Source organism: Pseudorhodoferax sp. Leaf274 (genome assembly GCF_001422445.1).
In the GTDB taxonomy this organism is placed as follows: Bacteria; Pseudomonadota; Gammaproteobacteria; order Burkholderiales; family Burkholderiaceae_C; genus Pseudorhodoferax.
Map to the genome: position 1 here is coordinate 104,524 of NZ_LMNA01000025.1, position 20,212 is coordinate 124,735.

A 20,212-nucleotide genomic window follows, 5' to 3' on the forward strand; every position below is an offset into this window, starting at 1 on the left:
GCGCGGCGGCGGCGGCTCAGCCGCCGATGTAGCTCATCTCGATGCGTTTCTCGGTCGGCGCCAGCATGCCGGCGCCGCGCAGCTGCGAGTAGCGGTCGCTGCGGTTGTGCCAGATGCCGGCGATGGCCTGCGTGATCTGCCCGTCGGACGCGCCACCGCGCAGCAGGCTGCGCAGGTCGTGGCCGCGGCTGGCGAACAGGCACAGGTAGAGCTGGCCTTCGGTCGACAGCCGCGCACGGCTGCAGTCGTGGCAAAAGGCCTGGGTGACGCTGCTGATCACGCCGATCTCGCCCGCGCCATCGGCATAGCCCCAGCGCTGTGCGGTCTCTCCGGGTGCCGACGGTTCGAGCGCCACCAGCGGCAGCTCGGCCGACAGGTGTTGCACCACCTCGGCCGAGGGCATGACCTCGCGCATGCGCCAGCCGTTGGTGGCGCCCACGTCCATGTACTCGATGAAGCGCAGCACCACGCCCGTGCCGCGGAAGTGCCGCGCCATCGGCACGATCTCCTGCTCGTTGGTGCCGCGCTTGACGACCATGTTGACCTTGAGCGGGCCGAGCCCGGCCCGCTGCGCCGCCTCGATGCCGCGCAGCACATCGGCGACCGGGAAGTCGACATCGTTCATGCGCCGGAACACGGCGTCGTCCAGCCCGTCCAGGCTCACGGTCACGCGGTTCAGGCCAGCCGCCTTGAGGCTGGCGGCCTTGCGCGCCAGCAGCGAGCCATTGGTCGTGAGGGTCAGGTCCAGCGGCTCGCCATCGGGCGTGCGCAGCGCGGCGAGCTGCTCGACCAGCACCTCGATGTTCTTGCGCAGCAGCGGCTCGCCACCGGTCAGCCGGATCTTGCGCACGCCCTGGGCCACGAACAGCCGCGCCAGCCGTGCGATCTCCTCGAAGTTCAGCAGCGCGCTGTGCGGCAGGTAGGGGTAGTCCTTGCCGAAGACTTCCTTGGGCATGCAGTAGCTGCAGCGGAAGTTGCAGCGGTCGGTCACGCTGATGCGCAGGTCGTGCAGTGGGCGCTGGAGCTGGTCGCGAAGCGTGCCGGCCTCGTCGCCCATCGCGTACGGCAGCACCGGCCAGGATGCGGCTTCGGCGATGAGAGGGATGACGCGGTGGACCATCGCGGGATTGTGCCGCAGCGACTGGGGGAACTCCCCGGCGTGTGGACAACAGTATTGAGAGTTATTATCATCTGAACGCCCAAGTACGCACGCTTTGTCCACGCAAAGGGCCCCCAAAGCATGGAGGCTTGCGCATGGATCTTTACACCGTCACTTCCCGAACCGCTGGCGACATGCTCTCGCCATGGCATGCGGTCATGGCCCGCGGCACCGCCGCCGCGCGGCAAGGCCAGGTGTTGCTCGCCATGGCCAGTTTCCAGGAGGCGCTGGGCATCGCGCGCGGGCTGCTCGCGGTGCCTGGGGCGCGCAGCGACGACTGCGTGGCTGCGCTGGTGGTTTCGCACCACAACCTCGCCGAAGTCCAGGCCGATGCCGGCGGCAACGACCTGGCCGCGGCCCAGCTGGCGCTGGCGCACGAAACCCTCATGCATCTGCTGTGCGATCCCGCCACCGATGGGGTGCTGCGACAGGCGGCGCTGCGCCACAGCCGCGAGACGCATGCCGCCTTGCTGCTGTACCTCCAGGCCAACGGCCCGCATCCCGCGATTGCACGTGCCTTGCGCGCCGGCTGCCTGGGCATGGCGGTGGGGCCCCTGCACTGATCTTTCTCTTCCAAACCACAGGACAGCACCCATGCCCTACGCCTTGCCGGCCCTGCCATACGCCTACACCGCGCTCGAACCCCATATCGATGCGCAGACCATGGAAATCCACCACACCAAGCACCACCAGACCTACATCACCAACCTGAACAATGCGGTGCAGGGCACGGAATGGGCCGAGGTGCCGATCGACGAGCTGGTCGCCAAGGCCGCCACGCTGCCCGAGAACCTGCAGACGGTGGTGCGCAACAACGGCGGCGGCCATGCCAACCACAGCCTGTTCTGGACCGTCATGTCGCCACAGGGCGGCGGCGAGCCCACGGGCGAGCTGGCGCAGGCGATCCAGGCCGACCTGGGCGGCTTTGCGAACTTCAAGGACGCATTCACGCGCGCTGCGCTGACGCGCTTTGGCAGCGGCTGGGCGTGGCTCAGCGTTGCGCCGCACGGCAAGCTCGTGGTCGAGAGCAGCGCCAACCAGGACAGCCCGCTGATGGCCGGCTGGCTGTCTGGCAACACGCCGATCCTGGGGCTGGACGTGTGGGAGCACGCCTACTACCTCCAGTACCAGAACCGCCGGCCGGAGTACATCCAGGCGTTCTTCAACGTGGTGGACTGGACCGAGGTGTCGGGCCGCTTCGCCGCCGCCCGCCGGCCGCGCTGAACCTTGAAAGGCAAGCCGATGCACGATACGCAGTCCCACGGCCAGCCCGCTTTCGGCAACGGCGCATTGCGTCCGCGCAAGCTGCTGGGCTGGTGCATCCTGTTCGCGGGCCTGGTCTTGCCCTTCGGGCATCTGCTGCAATGGATCCTGGCCGACCCGGTGCTGGCCGCCGCGCTGCAGGCCGGCTCCGTGGCCGCGCTGGCCACGGCACTGGGGACGGTGCCCGTGCTGCTGTCGCAGCGCCTGTCGGACCGCGCACAGGACACGCTGTTCGGCTTCGGCGCGGGCGTCATGCTGGCCGCCTGCGCGTTCTCGCTCATCATCCCGGGCCTGGCCGCCGCCAATGCTGCCGGTGCCGGGCCCTGGCGCGCGGGCATGACCATGGGCGCTGCCATCCTGCTGGGCGGCATCGTGCTGCTGGCGCTGGAGCGCTGGCTGCCGCACGAGCACTTCATCAAGGGCAAGGAGGGGCCGCAGGCGCGCACGCTCAAGCGCACCTGGCTGTTCGTGTTCGCGATCGCGCTGCACAACCTGCCCGAAGGCCTGGCCATTGGCGTCGGCTTCGCCGGTACCGACCCGATGCGCGCGGCGGCGCTGGCCACCGGCATCGCCATTCAGGATGTGCCGGAAGGCCTGGTCGTGGCCGTGGCGCTGCTGGCCGCCGGCTACAAGCGCAGCCTGGCCGTGGGGCTGGGCATGGCCTCTGGCCTGGTCGAGCCGGTCGGCGCCGTGCTCGGGGCCGCCGTCATCAGCTACTCGACCCTGCTTCTGCCCTGGGGACTGGGCTTCGCGGCCGGCGCCATGCTGTTCGTGATCAGCCACGAGATCATTCCCGAGTCGCACCGCAAGGGCCACGAGGCCTGGGCCACCGGCGGGCTGATGCTGGGCTTCGTGCTCATGATGCTGCTGGACACCGCCCTGGGCTGACGGACTCAGCCGTGGCGCACCGCCACGGTCTTGAGCACGGTGAAACCGTACAGCGCCTCGAAGCCCTTCTCGCGGCCGTGGCCTGAGCTCTTGACGCCCCCGAAGGGCAGTTCCACGCCGCCGCCGGCCCCGTAGTTGTTGATGAAGACCTGGCCGCTGCGCACTCCGCGCGCCATGCGGAACTGGCGTGCGCCGTCGCGTGTCCACACACCCGCCACCAGGCCGAACTGCGTGGCGTTGGCCAGCTCCAGGGCATGCTCTTCGTCACGGAAGGCCATCGCCGCCAGCACCGGCCCGAACACCTCCTCCTGCGCCAGCCGGTGGTCCACCGGCACGTCGCGCAGCAGCGTGGGCGCCTGGTAGTAGCCGGTCTCTGGCGCCTCGTCGACCACGCGGCCCTGGGCCACGACCGGGATGTCGGCCGTGTGGGCGTCCGACAGGAAATCCCAGACGCGCTGCTGCTGCGAGGCGCGGATCAGCGGGCCCACGTCCAGGTCCATGGCGGCGGGGCCGACGCGCAGGTTCTCGAACACCGCCGCCAGGCGTTCGAGCAGCGGTTCGTAGATGGACTGCTCGACCAGCAGCCGCGAACCCGCCGAGCAGGTCTGGCCCGCGTTCTGCACGATGGCGTTGACGATGGCCGGCACGGCCTGGTCCAGGTCGGCATCGGCAAAGACGATCTGCGGGCTCTTGCCGCCCAGTTCCAGCGTGACGGGGCAATGCCGCTCGGCCGCGGCCTGCTGGATCAGCGTGCCGACATTGGGGCTTCCCGTGAAGCTGATGTGGTCGATGCCGGGGTGGCGCGCCAGCGCGTCGCCGACCTCATGGCCGTAGCCGGTGACGATGTTGATGGCGCCGGCCGGAAAGCCGGCTTCGGCCGCGAGTTCGGCCACCCGCAGCAGCGACAGGCAGGCGTCCTCCGATGGCTTGACCACGCAGACGTTGCCCGCCGCCAGCGCGCCACCCACGCAGCGGCCGAAGATCTGCATGGGGTAGTTCCAGGGCACGATGTGGCCCGTCACGCCATGGGGCTCGCGCCAGGTGAACACGCTGTAGCCGTTCTGGTAGGGGATGGTCTCGCCGTGCAGCTTGTCGCAGGCGCCGGCGTAGAACTCGAAGTAGCGCACCAGCGCGACGGCGTCGGCGCGTGCCTGCTTGGTCGGCTTGCCGCAATCGCGTTGCTCCAGCGCCGCGAGTTCCTCGCCATGCTCTGCGATCTTCTCGGCCAGCCGCATGAGCAGGCGGCTGCGTTCGGCCGCCGACAGCTTGGCCCAGACCCCGTCGTAGCACTGGCGCGCAGCGCGCACCGCGGTGTCGATGTCCTGCGCGTTGCCGCGCTGGATCTCGTCGAAGGGCTGGCCGTCCGATGGGTCGATGACCGGGATGTTGCGGCCGGACGAGGAGGGGACGAAGGCGTTGGCGATGTAGTTCAGGGGCATGGCGTCAGGGCGTGGAGCGGTTCAGGGGCAGATGATGTCGAGCCGGGGAAAGTCGTGGCGGTAACGCCCGGCATCACGTGTGAGCAGGCGCAGCCCCGCGACCACGGCGCGGGCGCCGATGCGCAAGCCAGGCAGCGCCGCGCGCGACCGGCCATCCGCGGGACCCGGCGCCGCACAGTAGGCCCGAATGGCTTGGCCGGCCAGGAAAGCCGCACCCCAGAGCAGGGCAATCGCGGCTGCGCGCTCGACGCACAGGCTCAATTCGGCCAGCACGCAGCGCATGAATTCGTCGGGTGCTGCACGCGCCGCAACACCACACGGCCGTTGCGCAGCGACGCTTACGCCAGCGCTCAGCCCCCGTGGAATTTCATCACCAGCGGCACGATCAGCAGGGCCACGATGTTGATGATCTTGATCAGCGGGTTGACGGCCGGGCCGGCGGTGTCCTTGTACGGATCGCCCACGGTGTCGCCGGTCACGGCAGCCTTGTGCGTCTCCGAGCCCTTGCCGCCGTGGTGGCCGTCCTCGATGTATTTCTTGGCGTTGTCCCAGGCACCGCCGCCGGTGCACATCGAGATGGCCACGAACAGGCCGGTGACGATGGTGCCCATCAGCAGGCCGCCCAGCGCCGCAGGCCCCAGCAGCAGGCCCACGACGATGGGCACGACCACCGGCAGCAGCGAGGGGATCATCATCTCCTTGATGGCCGCCGAGGTGAGCATGTCCACCGCGCGGCCGTATTCGGGCTTGGCCGTGCCATCCATGATGCCGGGGATCTCGCGGAACTGGCGCCGCACCTCGACCACCACCGAGCCTGCCGCGCGGCCCACGGCCTCCATGGCCATGGCACCGAAGAGGTAGGGAATCAGCCCGCCGATGAACAGGCCAATGATGACCATCGGGTTGGACAGGTCGAAGGTGATGACGCGGCCATAGGCTTCCAGCTTGTGCGTGTAGTCGGCGAACAGCACCAGGGCGGCCAGCCCGGCCGAGCCGATCGCGTAGCCCTTGGTCACGGCCTTGGTGGTGTTGCCCACGGCGTCCAGCGGGTCGGTCACGTCGCGCACGCTGCTGGGCAGCTCGGCCATCTCGGCGATGCCGCCGGCGTTGTCGGTGATCGGGCCATAGGCGTCCAGCGCCACCACGATGCCGGCCATGCTGAGCATGGAGGTGGCCGCGATGGCGATGCCGTACAGCCCGCCCAGCGCGTACGACACCCAGATCGCGATGCAGACGAAGATCACCGGCCAGGCGGTGGAGCGCATGGACACGCCCAGGCCCGCGATGATGTTGGTGCCGTGGCCGGTGGTCGATGCCTGGGCGATGTGCTTGACGGGCGCGTACTGCGTGCCCGTGTAGTACTCGGTGACCCAGACCAGCGCTGCCGTCAGCACCAGGCCCACGGCGCAGGCGCCGAACAGCTTCATCTGGCTGCCGGAGGCGGCGATCGCGTTGTCGGGGATCAGCCAGGCCGTGACGAACCAGAACGCCACCAGCGACAGCACACCGGCCACCGCCAGGCCCTTGTACAGCGCCGGCATCACGTTCTTCATGCCCGGCGAGGCCTTGACGAAGAAGCAGCCGATGATGGACGCGACGATGGACACCGCGCCCAGCGCCAGTGGATAGACCACGGTGCTGGCGCCGCCGCCGCTCACCACCAGCGCGCCCAGCACCATGGTGGCGATCAGCGTGACGGCATAGGTCTCGAACAGGTCGGCCGCCATGCCGGCGCAGTCGCCCACGTTGTCGCCCACGTTGTCGGCGATCACGGCGGGGTTGCGCGGGTCGTCCTCGGGGATGCCGGCCTCGACCTTGCCGACCAGGTCGGCGCCCACGTCGGCGCCCTTGGTGAAGATGCCGCCGCCCAGCCGCGCGAAGATGGAGATCAGCGAGGAGCCGAACGCAAAGCCGATCAGCGGGTTCAGCAGTTCGCTGGGCTTGGTGCCCGGCGCGCCGTTGGCGGCCAGGTACCAGTAGAAGCCGGTGACGCCCAGCAGGCCCAGGCCCACGACCAGCATGCCCGTGATGGCGCCGCCGCGGAAGGCCACGTCCAGCGCCGGCCCGATGCCTTGTGTGGCAGCCTGCGCCGTGCGCACGTTGGCGCGCACCGAGACGTTCATGCCGATGAAGCCGCAGGCGCCCGACAGCACCGCGCCGACCACGAAGCCCACGGCGGTCTTGGCATCCAGGAACAGGGCGATCAGCACGGCGAGCACCACACCCACGACGGCGATCGTCTTGTATTGCCGCGCAAGGTAAGCCGCTGCCCCGGTCTGGATCGCCGCGGCGATCTCCTGCATGCGGGCGTTGCCCGCGTCCTTGGCCAGAATCCAGCTGCGGGCCCAGAAGCCATAGGCCACGGCAATGAAGCCGCAGACAAGCGCCAATATCAGCGCCGAGTTGCCAGTCATAGAAAGTCTCTCCTCACGCTTGTTCTCGTTGCTCGAAAGGGCACAACGCACGCGGTGCCCCCGCTGCGTTGCTTCCTCGTCGTGCTCAGAACTCGTGCGAATGACGATTGGCCAACCGGGCCAATATATAAGCAAATCTCGCAAACACTGTTGCATCGCAGCCTCGACCCGGAGCGCGCCCCCTAAAATCCGGGTTTGTCCCAGGCGTTCCCTTTTCTCAACTGCTCCGAAAGCACCATGTCCCTCGACAAAGTCTCCCCCGGCAAGAACATCCCCGATGCGTTCAACGTGGTCATCGAGATTCCGATGAACGCCGACCCGATCAAGTACGAGGTGGACAAGGATTCCGGCGCGATCTTCGTGGACCGCTTCATGACCACCGCCATGCACTACCCGAGCAACTACGGCTACGTGCCGCAGACGCTCAGCGGCGACGGCGACCCGGTGGACGTGCTGGTCATCACGCCGTACCCGCTGTTCCCCGGCGTGGTCGTTCCCTGCCGCCCGCTCGGCATCCTGATGATGGAAGACGAAGCCGGCGTGGACGGCAAGGTGCTGGCCGTGCCGACCGACAAGGTGCTGCCCATCTACACCCACTGGAAGAGCGTCCAGGACGTGAACCAGATGCGCCTGAAGGCCATCACGCACTTCTTCGAGCACTACAAGGACCTGGAGGCCGGCAAGTGGGTCAAGGTGCTGGGCTGGGAAGGCATCGACGCGGCCAAGAAGGAAGTGCTGGACGGCGTCGCCAACTACAAGAACAAGACCGGAGCCTGACCGCCCCATGGCCTCTGAAGGCATCAGCACGGGCATCGTGCATTCCGACAGGCGCCTGGGCGTCGAGCATGGCGGCGTGCACAAGCCCATCCACACCTCGGTGCAGTACGCCTTCGACAAGGTCGAGGACCTGATCGGGGTGTTCCAGGGCACGACCAAGGGCGGCTTCAGCTACGCCCGGCAGGGCACGCCGACGACGGCCGCACTGGAAGCGCAGATCACGCGGCTGGAGCGTGGCGTTGGCAGCATCTGCTTTGGCACCGGGATGGGTGCCATCGCCGCGGTGTTCTTCACCTTGCTGCGCGCGGGCGACCACCTGGTGGCCAGCCAGTTCGTCTTCGGCAACACCAACAGCCTGTTTGGCACGCTGCGCGATTTCGGCATCGAGATCACCACGGTGGACGCCACCGACGCCGGGCAGGTTGCAGCGGCGTTGCGGCCGAATACCCGCATGGTGTTCGTCGAGACCATCGCCAACCCCGGCACCCAGGTGGCCGACATGCCGGCCATCGGCCAGCTGTGCGCCGAGCGGGGCGTGCTGTTCGTGGTCGACAACACCATCACCTCGCCGGCGCTGTTCCGCCCCGTCGACGTGGGTGCGGGACTGGTCGTGCAGTCGCTGACCAAGACCATCTCCGGGCATGGCCATGCCCTGGGTGGCGCGGTGACCGACACGGGCCGCTTCGACTGGCAAAACCACCCCAACATCTTTGCGGCCTACCGCAAGGGTGATCCCAGGCAATGGGGCTTGGCGCAGGTGCGCAAGAAGGGCCTGCGCGACATGGGCGCGACGCTGTCGTCCGAGCACGCACACCAGATCAGCGTGGGGGCCGAGACGTTGGCCTTGCGCGTCGGGCACAGCAGCGCCACGGCACTGGCGCTGGCGCGCTACCTCGAGTCGCACCCGTCCGTGGTGTCGGTGCGCTACCCGATGCTGGAGTCGCATCCGCAGCATGGGCTGGCGAAGCAGCTGTTCAGTGCGGGTTCCTGGTTGCTGTCGTTCGAACTGGCCGACACCGCCGCCTGCCTGGCCTTCATCAATCGGCTGCAGCTGGCTGTCAAGGCCACCGGCCTGGGCGATACGCGCACGCTGGTGATTCCGGTCGCGCCGACGATCTTCTGGGAGGCAGGCCCCCAGGTGCGTGCCGCCATGGGCATCGCCGATGGCCTGATCCGACTGTCCGTCGGCCTGGAAGACAGCGCCGATCTGCTCGCCGACTTCGAGCAGGCGCTGCGCTAGGGGGGCGGCTGGCGGAACGGCGTGCGCTGCGCCAGTTCCTCCAGGTAGTGCTCCACACCCTGGCCTTCGCGCTCCAGGAAACGTTCCACCGCTTCCGCAAAGGCCGGGTGCGCCAGCCAGTGCGCACTGCTGGTGCGCACCGGCATCAGCGCGCGGGCCATCTTGTGTTCGCCCTGCGCGCCGCCTTCGAAGTGGCGGTACCCGTGCGCGATGCACCACTGCAATGGCTGGTAGTAGCAGGCCTCGAAGTGCAGGCAGTCCACGCGGGCCAGTGCGCCCCAGTAGCGGCCATAGGCCACGCCTTGCCCTGGCTCGAGCGCGACCAGGCTGCAGGCGATGGGCCGGCCCTCCTGCTCGGCGACGAACAGCAGCCAGTGCTCGGGCATGGCGCGCGCCATGTGCGCGAAGAAGCTGCGCGACAGGTAGGGCGCGTTGCCGTGTTCCAGGTAGGTGCGCTCGTAGCAGCGGTAGAAGAAGTCCCAGTCGGCCACCCCGATGCCCTGGCCTTGTGACCAGCGAAACTGCACGCCGGCGTCCGCCACCTTGCGCCGCTCCTGCCGGATCTTCTTGCGCTTGTCCTGCGACAGACTGGCCAGGAAGTCCTCGAAGTCCGTGAACGCAAGGCCGTCGGCCGCGCGGGCGTTGTGCCAGTGGAACTGCACCTGGTGGCGCAGCATCAGGCCGGCATCGGCGCAGGCGGCGATGTCGGCATCGCCGCCGAACAGCAGATGCAGCGACGACAGATCCTCGCTCTCGCACCACGCGATGGCCGCGCGCAGCAAGGTGGCCCGGCTCGCCGCGTCCCGCGCCAGCAGCCGTGCCCCAGGCACCGGCGTGAAGGGCGGGGCGATGACGGCCTTGGGGTAGTAGGGCAGGCCGTGGCGGTGGTAGGCGTCGGCCCACGCCCAGTCGAACACGTACTCCCCGTACGAGTGCGTCTTCAGGTACAGCGCACAGGCGGCCTGCAGCGTGTTGCCGCTCCACAGGGTCAGGATGCGTGTGGTCCAGCCGGTCTCAGACACGGCACTGCCGCTGGCCTGCATCGCATGCAGGTAGGCGTGGCGCATGAAGGGGCTGGCGTCCGCCTGCGCTGCGAGCAGGGCGTCCCAAGCGGCGGCGTCGATCTCGGCGATGTCCGCCGCGAGGCGCAAAGTGGTTTCGTCTTCAGCCATGCAGGTAGGTGTTGGATGATGCCGCGGGCAAGGCGCGGCCGCCGTGCCGGGCGCTTTGTCCTCCAGGTGGCCCGCGAATTCGGGATACCCACTGCGGGATCGGCGGTGAATGGCGCTATCCTATTGCCAGCAAGTTCCGAGCAAGCCTCCAGAAAGATTCACATGAAGCAGATCACCGCCATCCTCAAACCCTTCAAGCTCGAAGAAGTGCGTGAAGCCCTGGCGGAATGCGGCGTGACCGGCCTGACCGTGACCGAGGTGAAGGGCTTCGGTCGCCAGAAGGGCCACACCGAGCTGTACCGCGGTGCCGAGTATGTGGTCGACTTTCTCCCCAAGGTGAAGGTGGAGATCGTCGTCAAGGACGACGACGTCGAGCGCTGCGTGGACGCCATCGTGCGTGCGGCGCGCACCGGCAAGATCGGCGACGGCAAGATCTTCGTGACCGACGTGGAGCGCGTGGTGCGCATCCGCACCGGCGAGGAAGACGAGTCGGCGGTCTGAGCGCCAGCGTCAGATCTCGTCGAGCTGAGACGCGGGCGCCAGGCCAGCGTCGTTGACGAGGCTCTTGAGCAAATCGTCAGCATCGCGCCCGATGCGGATCAGGTCCATCTGCCAGTCGTTGACGAAGCCGGCGCCGACGACGGTATGCAGGAAGCCCTCCAGGCCGTCGTAGAGGCCCTCGACGTTGAGCAACCCTACGGGTTTGTCGTGATAGCCCAGTTGGCGCCAGGTCCAGACCTCGAAGAACTCCTCGAACGTGCCGATCCCGCCTGGCAGTGCGAGAAAGGCGTCGGCGCGCTCGGCCATCATGCGCTTGCGGTCGTGCATGGTGTCGACCACGTGCAACTCGGTGCAACCGCGGTGCGCCCATTCCTTTTCGACCAGTGCCTTCGGGATGACGCCGACCACCTGGCCGCCCGCGGCCAGCGTGGCGTCGGCCACCATGCCCATGAGCCCGTTGTGGCCTCCGCCATAGACCAGTTGTCCGCCGTGTTCGCCGATCCAGCGGCCGACCTGCTGCGCGGCAGCGCTGTACGTTGGATGCGCTCCCGGACGGGAGCCGCAATAGACACAGATGGAGAAAGCGGGCTTCATCTTGCGCGTGGCAGGGCGGTGACCAGGCGGGTTCCCGCCAGGGCGTCGTGCCAGAACTGGGACTGGGGATGGAAGCGGCTGGCGATGGCCCATGTCGCGATCCAGCCCAGTAGCAGCACGAAGGATTCGCCGGCTGGCAGCTTGAACGGCGCGATCAGGGCCAACGGCGGCAGGAACCACAGCCAGCTCAGAAGGTAGCGTGCAAATGCCTTGGCCTGGCTGACCGGACGGCCCTCCCGGTCGACCACGCGGATGTGCCAGGTCTTCATGGCCAGTGTCTGCCCCTTGGACCAGAACCAGGTGAAGTAGATGCCGAACACCACGAACAGGAAGGCCTGCAGGCCCATGCGGTTGTCCAAAGCATTGCGGGTCTGGCTGAGCGTGCCGAACAGGTAGCCCGCGATGAAGACCACGCCGAACATGAGCATGCCTTCATAAAGCCAGCAGGCCATGCGGCGCCACAGGCCGGGCGCCTGGAGGGGCACGGCTGTGGCCAGGGTGGCCGCCGTCATTGGCTGTGGGCCGCGTCTGCGTCGGTCGCGTGTACGTCCACCTGGGGCAGCAGCGTCTGGGAATTGATCAAGTGGGGGGCAATGATGATGCGCGGCATGGTGCGTTGATTTTCAGGTGCAACCGGCATCGTGGCCAGGCGCTGGCGCGAAATCGGGCGGATCGCCGTGGCCGCCCCTGGCAGGGTACGCCGCGGTGCCTGTTCGGCGAGCTTGCGCCGCTCTTCCTCGCTGAGTGCCTGGTAGGCCTCCCATTTCGCCTGCTTGTCGTCGCTGGCCAGGCGTTCGGTTTCGGCGAAGTTCAGGCGCGCACGGCTGCGTTCGACGGCACTGAGCTTGACCCAGTCCCCCATGCGCTGGTGGAGCTTTTGCTGCTCGGCGACCGGCAACTTGTCGAAATTGCGCGACAGTGCGATCCATTTGCGGCGCTGGGCTTCGCTGAGGCTGTTCCAACTGGGACCCAGGGGCTTGAGCGCCTGGCGTTGGGCATTGCTCAAGCCAACCCAGCGCGGGCTGGGGGCGTCGGCCCGGTCGGCGAACGGGACAGTGCCCATCTTGTCCGCCGCCTGCCCGACGGCGACCATGGCAACGCAATACAGGCTGGCGCCGGCAAGGGCTTGGAGCCAGCGAAAAAACCGACGTTGGGGCAAAGTGCGTCGCCTCGGCTCATTCCTGCGGTGCGTTGCCGCCCGCCTTGAGGAACTGCAGGAAGCCGGGGTCCGTGTAGGCCGCGGTCGGCAGCGTGTCGGTGAGCAGCGCGGCATCGACCTCAGCGACTTCGCTGGCCCGGTTGTCGTTCTGCACCACGTAGATGGTCAGCAATCCGCCCACCAGGGCCAGCAGCGGCAGCATGGCGCCCAGCCGGGTCCACAGGCCCGGCTGCTCGCCGCCGCCCAATTGCAACGCCGCCGCGCGGCCGGACCGAACGATGTTGACCGGGCTGACCGCCGGTGCGAACTCCGCCACCTTGCGCCGGGCCACGGCCTGCTGCCGGGCCACACGCAACCGCTCCGCGATGTCATGGTCCAGACTGGTGCAGGATTCCGACAGGCGGCCCGCAATCACACGGCCGAGGCGATCGGTCGACATGGCGATGGAAAGAGCTTGCTTCATAGGTGGATTCCTTTGGCCGTCAGGGCGCGACTCAGGCTGGCGACGGCACGCGAGCAATGGGTCTTCACGCTCCCTTCGGAGCAACCCATGGCGGCGGCCGTCTCTGCGACGTCCATTTCCTCCCAGTAACGCAACAAAAATGCCTCGCGTTGACGTCCCGGGAGCCGTTGGATCTCTGTTTCGATCTCCCGCAGGATCTGTGCCCGACGCGTGGTGTCCTCTGCGCTTTCGTGGCCTTCGCTCCCGCTTTGCGGCGCCAGTGCCTCCAGCAGGTCGAAATCCCCGTCTTCACCAGCCGATTCGAAGTCGCTGAGATTGGAAAAAAGGGCGTTGCGCGTCTTCTGCCGCCGGAACCAGTCCAGCGTGCAGTTCGAAAGAATGCGTTGGAAGAGCAGCGGCAGTTCGGCAGGAGGCTTGTCGCCGTAGTGCTCGGCGAGCTTCATCATGCTGTCCTGGACGATGTCCAGCGCAGCTTCCTCGTTGCGCACGTGGTACAGGCAACGCTTGAAGGCGCGTTTCTCCACACCTTTGAGGAAGTCGGACAGTTCTTTGTCGGTGGCCAAGACGACTGCTGTGATGCTGTGCGCTCGCGGTGGGGCCGCGAGGAAAGCCAAAGATTATGGCATCGATGCAGGACAGCGTGAAAAATCGTTGATAATCCGGCCGCTCGTCAAAAAAGCAAACGGGTCACGATCCGGCGCTGCAAGCATCTCGCCCATGGTCCTGGCCTTAAGTCCCGATGCCTCTCCACAAGAGAGCGCCAAGGGGCACCCAAGGTATTTCGTCAGAGAAATTCACAAAGGTTGATCATGGAAATCTCCAAAGCCGAAATCAAGTCGGCAGCTGCCGCATCCTCCCCCCTCGCGCAATCCGGTCCCCAGGAACTGATGGGCGCCGAGATCCTCATCAAGTCGCTGCAAGCCGAGAACGTCAAGCACGTCTGGGGCTATCCCGGCGGTGCGGTGCTCTACATCTACGACGCGTTCTACAAGCAGGACACCATCCAGCACGTGCTGGTGCGCCATGAGCAGGCCGCAGTGCATGCCGCCGATGGCTATGCGCGCGCCACGGGCGACGTGGGCGTTGCACTGGTGACCTCGGGTCCCGGTGTGACCAATGCCGTCACCGGCATCGCCACGGCCTACATGGACAGCATTCCGATGGTCATCATCACCGGCCAGGTGCCGACGCCGGCGATCGGCCTCGATGCCTTCCAGGAATGCGACACGGTCGGCATCACGCGCCCTATCGTCAAGCACAACTTCCTGGTCAAGGACGTGCGCGACCTGGCCATGACGGTCAAGAAGGCCTTCCACATCGCGCGTACCGGCCGGCCCGGCCCGGTGGTGGTTGATATTCCCAAGGACGTCTCGTTCAAGAAGGCGCTGTACAGCGGCTATCCCGAGACCGTGGAGATGCGCTCGTACAACCCCGTGCGCAAGGGCCACGGCGGCCAGATCCGCAAGGCCTTGCAGCTGCTGCTGACGGCCAAGCGCCCCTACATCTACACCGGCGGCGGTGTGCTGCTGAGCAACGCCACCAACGAGCTGCGCACGCTGGTGGACATGCTGGGCTATCCCGTCACCAACACGCTCATGGGCCTGGGCGCCTACCCGGCGTCGGACCGCAAGTTCCTGGGCATGCTGGGCATGCACGGCACGCTGGAAGCCAACAACGCGATGCAGAACTGCGACGTGCTGCTGGCCGTCGGCGCACGGTTCGACGACCGCGTGATCGGCAACCCCAAGCACTTCGCGCAGAACGAACGCAAGATCATCCACATCGACATCGATCCGTCGAGCATCTCCAAGCGCGTGCGCGTGGACATCCCCATCGTGGGCGATGTGAAGGACGTTCTGACCGAGCTGATCGCGATGATCCGCGAGTCCGAGATCAAGCCCGACGGCGGCGCTCTGGCCAGCTGGTGGGAGCAGATCGAGGTCTGGCGCAAGCGCGACTGCCTCAAGTACAGCCGTGGCGCCGGCGACGTGATCAAGCCGCAATACGTCATCGAGACGCTGTGGAACATGACCAAGGACGTGGAAACCTACGTCACGTCCGACGTCGGCCAGCACCAGATGTGGGCCGCGCAGTACTACCGTTTCGACGAGCCGCGCCGCTGGATCAACTCCGGCGGCCTGGGCACCATGGGGGTCGGCATCCCCTATGCCATGGGCATCAAGCTGGCCAAGCCCGAGGCCGAGGTGTTCTGCGTGACCGGTGAAGGCTCGGTGCAGATGTGCATCCAGGAGCTCTCCACCTGCCTGCAGTACAACACGCCGATCAAGATTCTCTCGCTCAACAACCGCTACCTGGGCATGGTGCGCCAGTGGCAGGAGATCGAGTACTCCAGCCGCTACAGCAGCAGCTACATGGATGCGCTGCCCAACTTTGTGAAGCTGGCCGAGGCCTATGGCCACGTCGGCATGCTGATCGAGCGGCCGCAGGACGTGGAGCCCGCGCTGCGCGAGGCACGCAAGCTCAAGGACCGCACGGTGTTCATGGACTTCCGTACCGACCCCACGGAAAACGTGTTCCCCATGGTCCAGGCCGGCAAGGGCATCACCGAGATGCTGCTGGGCTCCGAAGACCTGTAAACGGTCGCATCGCCTGGCCCGCCAGGGCCAGGCCCCTTCAACGACGAATCTATTGCCCGCCAAGCCCGCGCATTACCGTGCGCGGGGGAGGGCGGCGAAAAGAGGAATCCGCCACCATGAAACACATCATCGCAGTGCTGCTGGAAAACGAAGCCGGCGCACTTTCCCGCGTCGTGGGCCTGTTCTCGGCCCGCGGCTACAACATCGAATCGCTGACCGTGGCGCCCACCGAGGACGCCAGCCTGTCGCGCATGACGATCCAGACCACCGGTTCGGACGACGTGATCGAGCAGATCACCAAGCACCTGAACCGGCTCATCGAGGTGGTCAAGGTCGTCGACCTGACCGAGGGCGCCTACACGGAGCGTGAACTCATGATGGTCAAGGTGCGCGCGGTCGGCAAGGAGCGCGAGGAGATGAAGCGCATGGCCGACATCTTCCGCGGCCGCATCATCGACGTGACCGAGAAGAGCTACACCATCGAGCTGACCGGCGACCAGGGCAAGAACGACGCCTTCCTCGAAGCCATCGAGCGCAGCGCGATCCTCGAGACCGTGCGCACTGGCGCCAGCGGCATCGGCCGCGGCGAGCGCATCCTGCGCGTCTGATCACAAAGCATCCGCGCGCGCGTGCTGGCAGGCTCGGCGCGGGCGGATCGCGACTTGCGAGGCTGCCGTCGGCAATTCGCCTGAACCATTTGGAGCAAAGACAATGAAGGTTTTCTACGACAAGGACTGTGACCTCTCCCTGATCAAGGGCAAGACCGTCACCATCATCGGCTACGGCAGCCAAGGCCATGCGCACGCGCAGAACCTGAACGACAGCGGCGTCAAGGTGCTGGTCGGTCTGCGCAAGGGCGGCGCCTCCTGGAGCAAGGTCGAGAAGGCCGGCCTGCAAGTGGCCGAAGTCGCCGAGGCCGTGAAGGCCGCCGACGTCGTCATGATCCTGCTGCCCGACGAGCAGATCGCCAGCGTCTACAAGAACGACGTGGCACCCCACATCAAGCAAGGCGCCTCGCTGGTGTTCGCCCACGGCTTCAACGTGCACTACGGCTTCGTGCAGCCGCGCGCCGACCTCGACGTGTGGATGGTTGCCCCCAAGGCCCCTGGCCATACCGTGCGCGGCACCTACACCCAAGGCGGTGGCGTGCCCCACCTCGTGGCGGTGCACCAGGACAAGTCGGGCAAGGCGCGTGACCTGGCCCTGTCGTACGCCATGGCCAACGGTGGCGGCCGTGCCGGCATCATCGAGACCAACTTCCGCGAAGAAACCGAGACCGACCTGTTCGGCGAGCAGGCCGTTCTGTGCGGCGGCACCGTCGAGCTGATCAAGGCCGGCTTCGAGACGCTGGTGGAAGCCGGTTACGCGCCCGAGATGGCCTACTTCGAGTGCCTGCACGAGCTCAAGCTGATCGTGGACCTGATCTACGAAGGCGGCATCGCCAACATGAACTACTCGATCTCGAACAACGCCGAGTACGGCGAGTACGTGACCGGCCCGCGCATCGTGACCGACGAGACCAAGAAGGTCATGAAGCAGGTCCTGAAGGACATCCAGACCGGCGAATACGCCAAGAGCTTCGTGCTCGAAGCCGCCGCTGGCCAGCCTGCACTGATCAGCCGCCGTCGCCTGAACGCCGAGCACCAGATCGAGGTGGTGGGCGAGCAGCTGCGCGCCATGATGCCCTGGATCAAGAAGAACAAGCTGGTCGACCAGACCCGCAACTGAGCGCCATTCCACGCGTCTCGCAAGGCCACTCCGGTGGCCTTTTTCATTGGTAGCGCTCCACTACACTCGCCGCATGCACGATGGCAACGAATCCGCACTGATCGTCCAGGACGAGCCCACGCCGCGCAAGCGGCGCAAGGGCATCTATGTCCTGCCGAATCTGTTCACGCTGGCCGCCTTGTTCGGCGGTTTCTACGCCGTCGTGATGGCCATGAACAACCGCTTCGACCTGGCCTCGGTCGGCGTGTTCTGCGCCATGGTGCTCGACAGCCTGGACGGCCGCGTGGCCCGCATGACGAACACCCAGAGCGCCTTCGGCGAGCAGATGGATTCGCTGTCCGACATGGTGTCCTTCGGCGCCGCGCCGGCCCTGATCGCCTACGAGTGGACGCTGCGCGGTGCCGGGCGCTGGGGCTGGATCGCGGCCTTCGTGTACTGTGCCTGCGCCGCACTGCGGCTGGCCCGCTTCAACGTCAACACGGGCGTGGTCGACAAGCGCTGGTTCCAGGGCCTGCCGTCGCCTGCAGCCGCAGCGTTGGTCACGGGCTTCATCTGGCTCATGACCGAACTCGAAGTGCCGCGCACCGACGTGACCTGGATCATGTTTGGGCTGGCCTTGTACGCGGGCCTGACCATGGTGACCAACGTGCCGTTCTACAGCTTCAAGGACGTGCAGATGAAGAAGAGCGTGCCCTTCGTCGTGATCGTGCTGATCGCGCTGGGCATCGCCATCGTCAACATCCACCCGCCCATCGTGATGTTCGGTCTGTTCGTGGTCTACGGCTTCAGCGGCTATGCCGTCTACGGCTGGCGCAAGGCCAAAGGCCACCAGACCAGCGTGATCAGCACGTCGACCGACGAACCGGACGAGCGCGGCCTGCACAAATGAGACAGCTGGTTGCAAAGCGCGCCGCGCATCTGTGCTAGAGTCCGCGCCATGCAAAATTTCGCGCTAGCCCTACTAATCAACCCCTACGGGCGGAGACGGTAGCGCGCGCGCAACTTTTGTCGAAACGGCCCGTTTGCACCAGCAACGGGCCGTTTTTCTTTTTGGGTTTGCTGGTGTTGTTTGACCACTCTCGAGGATCCGCATGATGTTGAAGAACCCTGCCAGCAAGTACGCCGCCTTTCAACCGGTGCGCCTGACCGACCGCACCTGGCCCGATGCCCAGATCACCCAGGCGCCGATCTGGCTCTCCACCGACCTGCGCGACGGCAACCAGGCGCTGATCGAGCCCATGGACGGCGCGCGCAAGCTGCAGATGTTCCAGGCGCTGGTCAAGATCGGCTTCAAGGAGATCGAGGTCGGCTTTCCCTCGGCATCGCAGACCGAGTTCGACTTCGTGCGCAAGCTCATCGAGGAGGACCTGATCCCCGAGGACGTGACGATCCAGGTGCTGACCCAGGCGCGCGAGCACCTCATCGAGCGCACCTTCGAATCCTTGCAAGGCGCCAAGCGCGCCATCGTGCACCTGTACAACGCCTGCGCGCCCATCATGCGCCGCGTGGTGCTGGGCATGGACGAGGACGGCATCGTGGCGCTCGCCACGGCCCAGGCCCGCATGTTCCAGGACCTGGCCGCACGCCAGCCCGCAACGCAGTGGACCTTCCAGTACTCGCCCGAGATGTTCTCCGGCACCGAGCTGGCGTTCTCCAAGCGCGTCGTCGATGCCGTGACCGAGGTCTGGCAGCCCACGCCCGAGCGCAAGTGCATCATCAACCTGCCGTCCACGGTGGAGCACTCCACGCCGAACATCTTTGCCGACATGATCGAGTGGATGCACCGCAACCTCGCGCGCCGCGATGCCATCGTGCTGTCCGTGCACCCGCACAACGACCGCGGCACGGGCACGGCGGCCGCCGAGTTCGCCGTGATGGCCGGGGCCGATCGCCTCGAAGGCTGTTTGTTCGGCAACGGCGAGCGCACGGGCAACCTGGACATCGTCAACGTGGCGCTGAACCTCTACACACAGGGCGTGGCGCCGCAGCTCGACTTCTCCGAGATCGACGAGATCCGCCGCGTGGTCGAACACTGCAACCAGCTGCCCGTGCACCCGCGCCACCCGTACGTGGGCGACCTGGTCTACACCTCGTTCTCCGGCTCGCACCAGGACGCGATCAAGAAGGTCTTCTCGGCGCGCAAGGAAGGCGACATCTGGAACGTGCCCTACCTGCCCATCGACCCCAAGGACCTTGGCCGCACCTACGAGGCCGTCATCCGCGTGAACAGCCAGTCGGGCAAGGGCGGCATCTCCTACCTGCTCGAAAGCGAGTTCGGCCTGGAATTGCCGCGCCGCCTGCAGATCGAATTCAGCCAGGTGGTGCAGGGCGTCATGGATGCCGAGGGCAAGGAACTCACGGCGCACGACCTGTGGATGCTGTTCGAGAAGGAATATGGCCTGCACGACGTGGCGGCGCCGCAGCACCGCCTGACCGAGCAGCGCGGTGCCGGTGACACGACCGAGGTCGAACTCTCGGCCGACCTGGTCTTCGCCGGCCAGCCGGTGCAGATCCAGGGGCGCGGCACCGGCCCGATCGACGCCTTCGTCGACGGCCTGCAGCGGGCCACGGGCCGCAGCGTGCGCGTGATGGACTACCACGAGCATGCCATCGGCGCCGGCGCGAACGCCAAGGCCGTGGCCTACCTCGAACTGCGCGTGGACGACGGCCGAACGCTGTTCGGCGTGGGCATCGACGCGAACATCGTGTCGGCCTCGCTCAAGGCCATCGTGTCCGGCCTGCAGCGGGGTACCCGCGGGCAGCACAATGCGACCGCGGAGCCGGAAGCCGCCGCAGTGGCGCGCTGAGCACGGCGCCT

At 66.8% G+C, this 20,212-nt stretch carries 21 protein-coding genes; 11 read left to right on the forward strand and 10 right to left on the reverse strand.

The window, feature by feature from the left end:
• Positions 1-16: 16 nt before the first annotated feature.
• Positions 17-1,120 (reverse strand): GTP 3',8-cyclase MoaA, encoded by a 1,104-nt coding sequence (gene moaA, locus ASF44_RS19550; protein WP_056900921.1) that lies wholly within the window; start codon positions 1,118-1,120, stop codon positions 17-19.
• 134 nt (positions 1,121-1,254) lie between these two features.
• Here moaA and ASF44_RS19555 point away from each other — a divergent pair, with 134 nt between their 5' ends.
• The 3 genes from ASF44_RS19555 to ASF44_RS19565 are packed head-to-tail and all read left to right on the forward strand — an operon-like array spanning position 1,255 to position 3,310.
• Positions 1,255-1,722: a hypothetical protein gene (locus tag ASF44_RS19555; protein WP_235579280.1), complete on the forward strand. Its 468-nt coding sequence runs from the start codon at positions 1,255-1,257 to the stop codon at positions 1,720-1,722.
• Between the two features lie 31 nt (positions 1,723-1,753).
• Complete coding sequence (locus tag ASF44_RS19560; RefSeq protein ID WP_056900923.1) at positions 1,754-2,383, forward strand: superoxide dismutase; 630 nt, start codon at positions 1,754-1,756, stop codon at positions 2,381-2,383.
• Between the two features lie 18 nt (positions 2,384-2,401).
• Positions 2,402-3,310: a ZIP family metal transporter gene (locus ASF44_RS19565; RefSeq protein ID WP_082524904.1), complete on the forward strand. Its 909-nt coding sequence runs from the start codon at positions 2,402-2,404 to the stop codon at positions 3,308-3,310.
• A 5-nt stretch (positions 3,311-3,315) separates the two neighbouring features.
• Here ASF44_RS19565 and ASF44_RS19570 read toward each other — a convergent pair whose 3' ends face one another.
• The 3 genes from ASF44_RS19570 to ASF44_RS19580 all read right to left on the reverse strand — a co-directional run bounded on the left by ASF44_RS19570 (position 3,316) and on the right by ASF44_RS19580 (position 7,163).
• Entirely contained in the window at positions 3,316-4,749 is a 1,434-nt protein-coding gene (locus ASF44_RS19570) for an aldehyde dehydrogenase family protein (protein ID WP_056900924.1), read from the reverse strand.
• 21 nt (positions 4,750-4,770) lie between these two features.
• Positions 4,771-5,031, reverse strand: a complete 261-nt coding sequence (locus ASF44_RS32585) for a hypothetical protein (protein ID WP_056900925.1) — start codon at positions 5,029-5,031, stop codon at positions 4,771-4,773.
• Between the two features lie 68 nt (positions 5,032-5,099).
• Positions 5,100-7,163, reverse strand: coding sequence for a sodium-translocating pyrophosphatase (locus ASF44_RS19580; RefSeq protein WP_056900926.1), 2,064 nt, complete (start codon positions 7,161-7,163; stop codon positions 5,100-5,102).
• 237 nt (positions 7,164-7,400) lie between these two features.
• Between ASF44_RS19580 and ppa the strand changes: the two genes are divergently transcribed.
• On the forward strand, positions 7,401-7,940 hold the full coding sequence (gene ppa / locus ASF44_RS19585) for an inorganic diphosphatase (protein ID WP_056900927.1): 540 nt from the start codon (positions 7,401-7,403) through the stop codon (positions 7,938-7,940).
• Between the two features lie 7 nt (positions 7,941-7,947).
• Positions 7,948-9,180 (forward strand): cystathionine gamma-synthase family protein, encoded by a 1,233-nt coding sequence (locus ASF44_RS19590; RefSeq protein WP_056900928.1) that lies wholly within the window; start codon positions 7,948-7,950, stop codon positions 9,178-9,180.
• Here the strand turns inward: ASF44_RS19590 and ASF44_RS19595 are convergent.
• The gene (locus ASF44_RS19595; protein WP_056900929.1) at positions 9,177-10,352 is read right to left on the reverse strand and encodes a GNAT family N-acetyltransferase; all 1,176 of its coding nucleotides are present in this window, start codon (positions 10,350-10,352) and stop codon (positions 9,177-9,179) included. The two genes, ASF44_RS19590 and ASF44_RS19595, sit on opposite strands and share 4 nt — an antisense overlap.
• Positions 10,353-10,514: 162 nt before the next feature.
• Between ASF44_RS19595 and ASF44_RS19600 the strand changes: the two genes are divergently transcribed.
• Positions 10,515-10,853, forward strand: a complete 339-nt coding sequence (locus tag ASF44_RS19600; protein ID WP_056900930.1) for a P-II family nitrogen regulator — start codon at positions 10,515-10,517, stop codon at positions 10,851-10,853.
• A gap of 9 nt (positions 10,854-10,862) precedes the next feature.
• On the opposite strand, the gene ASF44_RS19605 is transcribed toward ASF44_RS19600, so the two are convergent.
• The 5 genes from ASF44_RS19605 to ASF44_RS19625 all read right to left on the reverse strand — a co-directional run bounded on the left by ASF44_RS19605 (position 10,863) and on the right by ASF44_RS19625 (position 13,632).
• On the reverse strand, positions 10,863-11,447 hold the full coding sequence (locus ASF44_RS19605) for a TIGR00730 family Rossman fold protein (protein ID WP_056900931.1): 585 nt from the start codon (positions 11,445-11,447) through the stop codon (positions 10,863-10,865).
• Positions 11,444-11,959 carry an RDD family protein gene (locus ASF44_RS19610; protein ID WP_056900932.1) on the reverse strand — a complete coding sequence of 172 codons (516 nt, stop codon included), beginning with the start codon at positions 11,957-11,959 and terminating at the stop codon, positions 11,444-11,446. The genes ASF44_RS19605 and ASF44_RS19610 overlap by 4 nt, the downstream gene beginning before the upstream one ends.
• Positions 11,956-12,540, reverse strand: a complete 585-nt coding sequence (locus ASF44_RS19615; RefSeq protein WP_056900933.1) for a DUF3106 domain-containing protein — start codon at positions 12,538-12,540, stop codon at positions 11,956-11,958. Before ASF44_RS19615 ends, ASF44_RS19610 begins: the two co-directional genes overlap by 4 nt.
• An 82-nt stretch (positions 12,541-12,622) precedes the next feature.
• The gene (locus tag ASF44_RS19620) at positions 12,623-13,069 is read right to left on the reverse strand and encodes a DUF3619 family protein (RefSeq protein ID WP_056900934.1); all 447 of its coding nucleotides are present in this window, start codon (positions 13,067-13,069) and stop codon (positions 12,623-12,625) included.
• On the reverse strand, positions 13,066-13,632 hold the full coding sequence (locus tag ASF44_RS19625; protein ID WP_056900935.1) for an RNA polymerase sigma factor: 567 nt from the start codon (positions 13,630-13,632) through the stop codon (positions 13,066-13,068). The genes ASF44_RS19620 and ASF44_RS19625 overlap by 4 nt, the downstream gene beginning before the upstream one ends.
• A gap of 246 nt (positions 13,633-13,878) precedes the next feature.
• Here ASF44_RS19625 and ASF44_RS19630 point away from each other — a divergent pair, with 246 nt between their 5' ends.
• From ASF44_RS19630 to leuA, 5 genes are all read left to right on the forward strand, one after another.
• Positions 13,879-15,666: an acetolactate synthase 3 catalytic subunit gene (locus ASF44_RS19630; protein ID WP_056901127.1), complete on the forward strand. Its 1,788-nt coding sequence runs from the start codon at positions 13,879-13,881 to the stop codon at positions 15,664-15,666.
• A gap of 116 nt (positions 15,667-15,782) precedes the next feature.
• Positions 15,783-16,274, forward strand: coding sequence for an acetolactate synthase small subunit (gene ilvN / locus ASF44_RS19635; protein ID WP_056900936.1), 492 nt, complete (start codon positions 15,783-15,785; stop codon positions 16,272-16,274).
• A 103-nt stretch (positions 16,275-16,377) separates the two neighbouring features.
• Positions 16,378-17,394, forward strand: coding sequence for a ketol-acid reductoisomerase (ilvC, locus tag ASF44_RS19640; protein WP_056900937.1), 1,017 nt, complete (start codon positions 16,378-16,380; stop codon positions 17,392-17,394).
• Positions 17,395-17,467: 73 nt separating this feature from the next.
• Positions 17,468-18,283, forward strand: a complete 816-nt coding sequence (gene pssA, locus ASF44_RS19645) for a CDP-diacylglycerol--serine O-phosphatidyltransferase (RefSeq protein ID WP_056900938.1) — start codon at positions 17,468-17,470, stop codon at positions 18,281-18,283.
• 205 nt (positions 18,284-18,488) lie between these two features.
• Positions 18,489-20,201 carry a 2-isopropylmalate synthase gene (gene leuA / locus ASF44_RS19650; protein ID WP_056901128.1) on the forward strand — a complete coding sequence of 571 codons (1,713 nt, stop codon included), beginning with the start codon at positions 18,489-18,491 and terminating at the stop codon, positions 20,199-20,201.
• Positions 20,202-20,212 lie beyond the last annotated feature (11 nt).

Bases quoted from the DNA above. Each gene is read 5' to 3' on its own strand.
- moaA (WP_056900921.1), bottom strand. From the start codon at position 1,120: ATGGTCCACCGCGTCATCCCTCTCATCGCCGAAGCCGCATCCTGGCCG.
- ASF44_RS19555 (WP_235579280.1), top strand. From the start codon at position 1,255: ATGGATCTTTACACCGTCACTTCCCGAACCGCTGGCGACATGCTCTCG.
- ASF44_RS19560 (WP_056900923.1), top strand. From the start codon at position 1,754: ATGCCCTACGCCTTGCCGGCCCTGCCATACGCCTACACCGCGCTCGAA.
- ASF44_RS19565 (WP_082524904.1), top strand. From the start codon at position 2,402: ATGCACGATACGCAGTCCCACGGCCAGCCCGCTTTCGGCAACGGCGCA.
- ASF44_RS19570 (WP_056900924.1), bottom strand. From the start codon at position 4,749: ATGCCCCTGAACTACATCGCCAACGCCTTCGTCCCCTCCTCGTCCGGC.
- ASF44_RS32585 (WP_056900925.1), bottom strand. From the start codon at position 5,031: ATGCGCTGCGTGCTGGCCGAATTGAGCCTGTGCGTCGAGCGCGCAGCC.
- ASF44_RS19580 (WP_056900926.1), bottom strand. From the start codon at position 7,163: ATGACTGGCAACTCGGCGCTGATATTGGCGCTTGTCTGCGGCTTCATT.
- ppa (WP_056900927.1), top strand. From the start codon at position 7,401: ATGTCCCTCGACAAAGTCTCCCCCGGCAAGAACATCCCCGATGCGTTC.
- ASF44_RS19590 (WP_056900928.1), top strand. From the start codon at position 7,948: ATGGCCTCTGAAGGCATCAGCACGGGCATCGTGCATTCCGACAGGCGC.
- ASF44_RS19595 (WP_056900929.1), bottom strand. From the start codon at position 10,352: ATGGCTGAAGACGAAACCACTTTGCGCCTCGCGGCGGACATCGCCGAG.
- ASF44_RS19600 (WP_056900930.1), top strand. From the start codon at position 10,515: ATGAAGCAGATCACCGCCATCCTCAAACCCTTCAAGCTCGAAGAAGTG.
- ASF44_RS19605 (WP_056900931.1), bottom strand. From the start codon at position 11,447: ATGAAGCCCGCTTTCTCCATCTGTGTCTATTGCGGCTCCCGTCCGGGA.
- ASF44_RS19610 (WP_056900932.1), bottom strand. From the start codon at position 11,959: ATGACGGCGGCCACCCTGGCCACAGCCGTGCCCCTCCAGGCGCCCGGC.
- ASF44_RS19615 (WP_056900933.1), bottom strand. From the start codon at position 12,540: ATGGTCGCCGTCGGGCAGGCGGCGGACAAGATGGGCACTGTCCCGTTC.
- ASF44_RS19620 (WP_056900934.1), bottom strand. From the start codon at position 13,069: ATGAAGCAAGCTCTTTCCATCGCCATGTCGACCGATCGCCTCGGCCGT.
- ASF44_RS19630 (WP_056901127.1), top strand. From the start codon at position 13,879: ATGGAAATCTCCAAAGCCGAAATCAAGTCGGCAGCTGCCGCATCCTCC.
- ilvN (WP_056900936.1), top strand. From the start codon at position 15,783: ATGAAACACATCATCGCAGTGCTGCTGGAAAACGAAGCCGGCGCACTT.
- ilvC (WP_056900937.1), top strand. From the start codon at position 16,378: ATGAAGGTTTTCTACGACAAGGACTGTGACCTCTCCCTGATCAAGGGC.
- pssA (WP_056900938.1), top strand. From the start codon at position 17,468: ATGCACGATGGCAACGAATCCGCACTGATCGTCCAGGACGAGCCCACG.
- leuA (WP_056901128.1), top strand. From the start codon at position 18,489: ATGTTGAAGAACCCTGCCAGCAAGTACGCCGCCTTTCAACCGGTGCGC.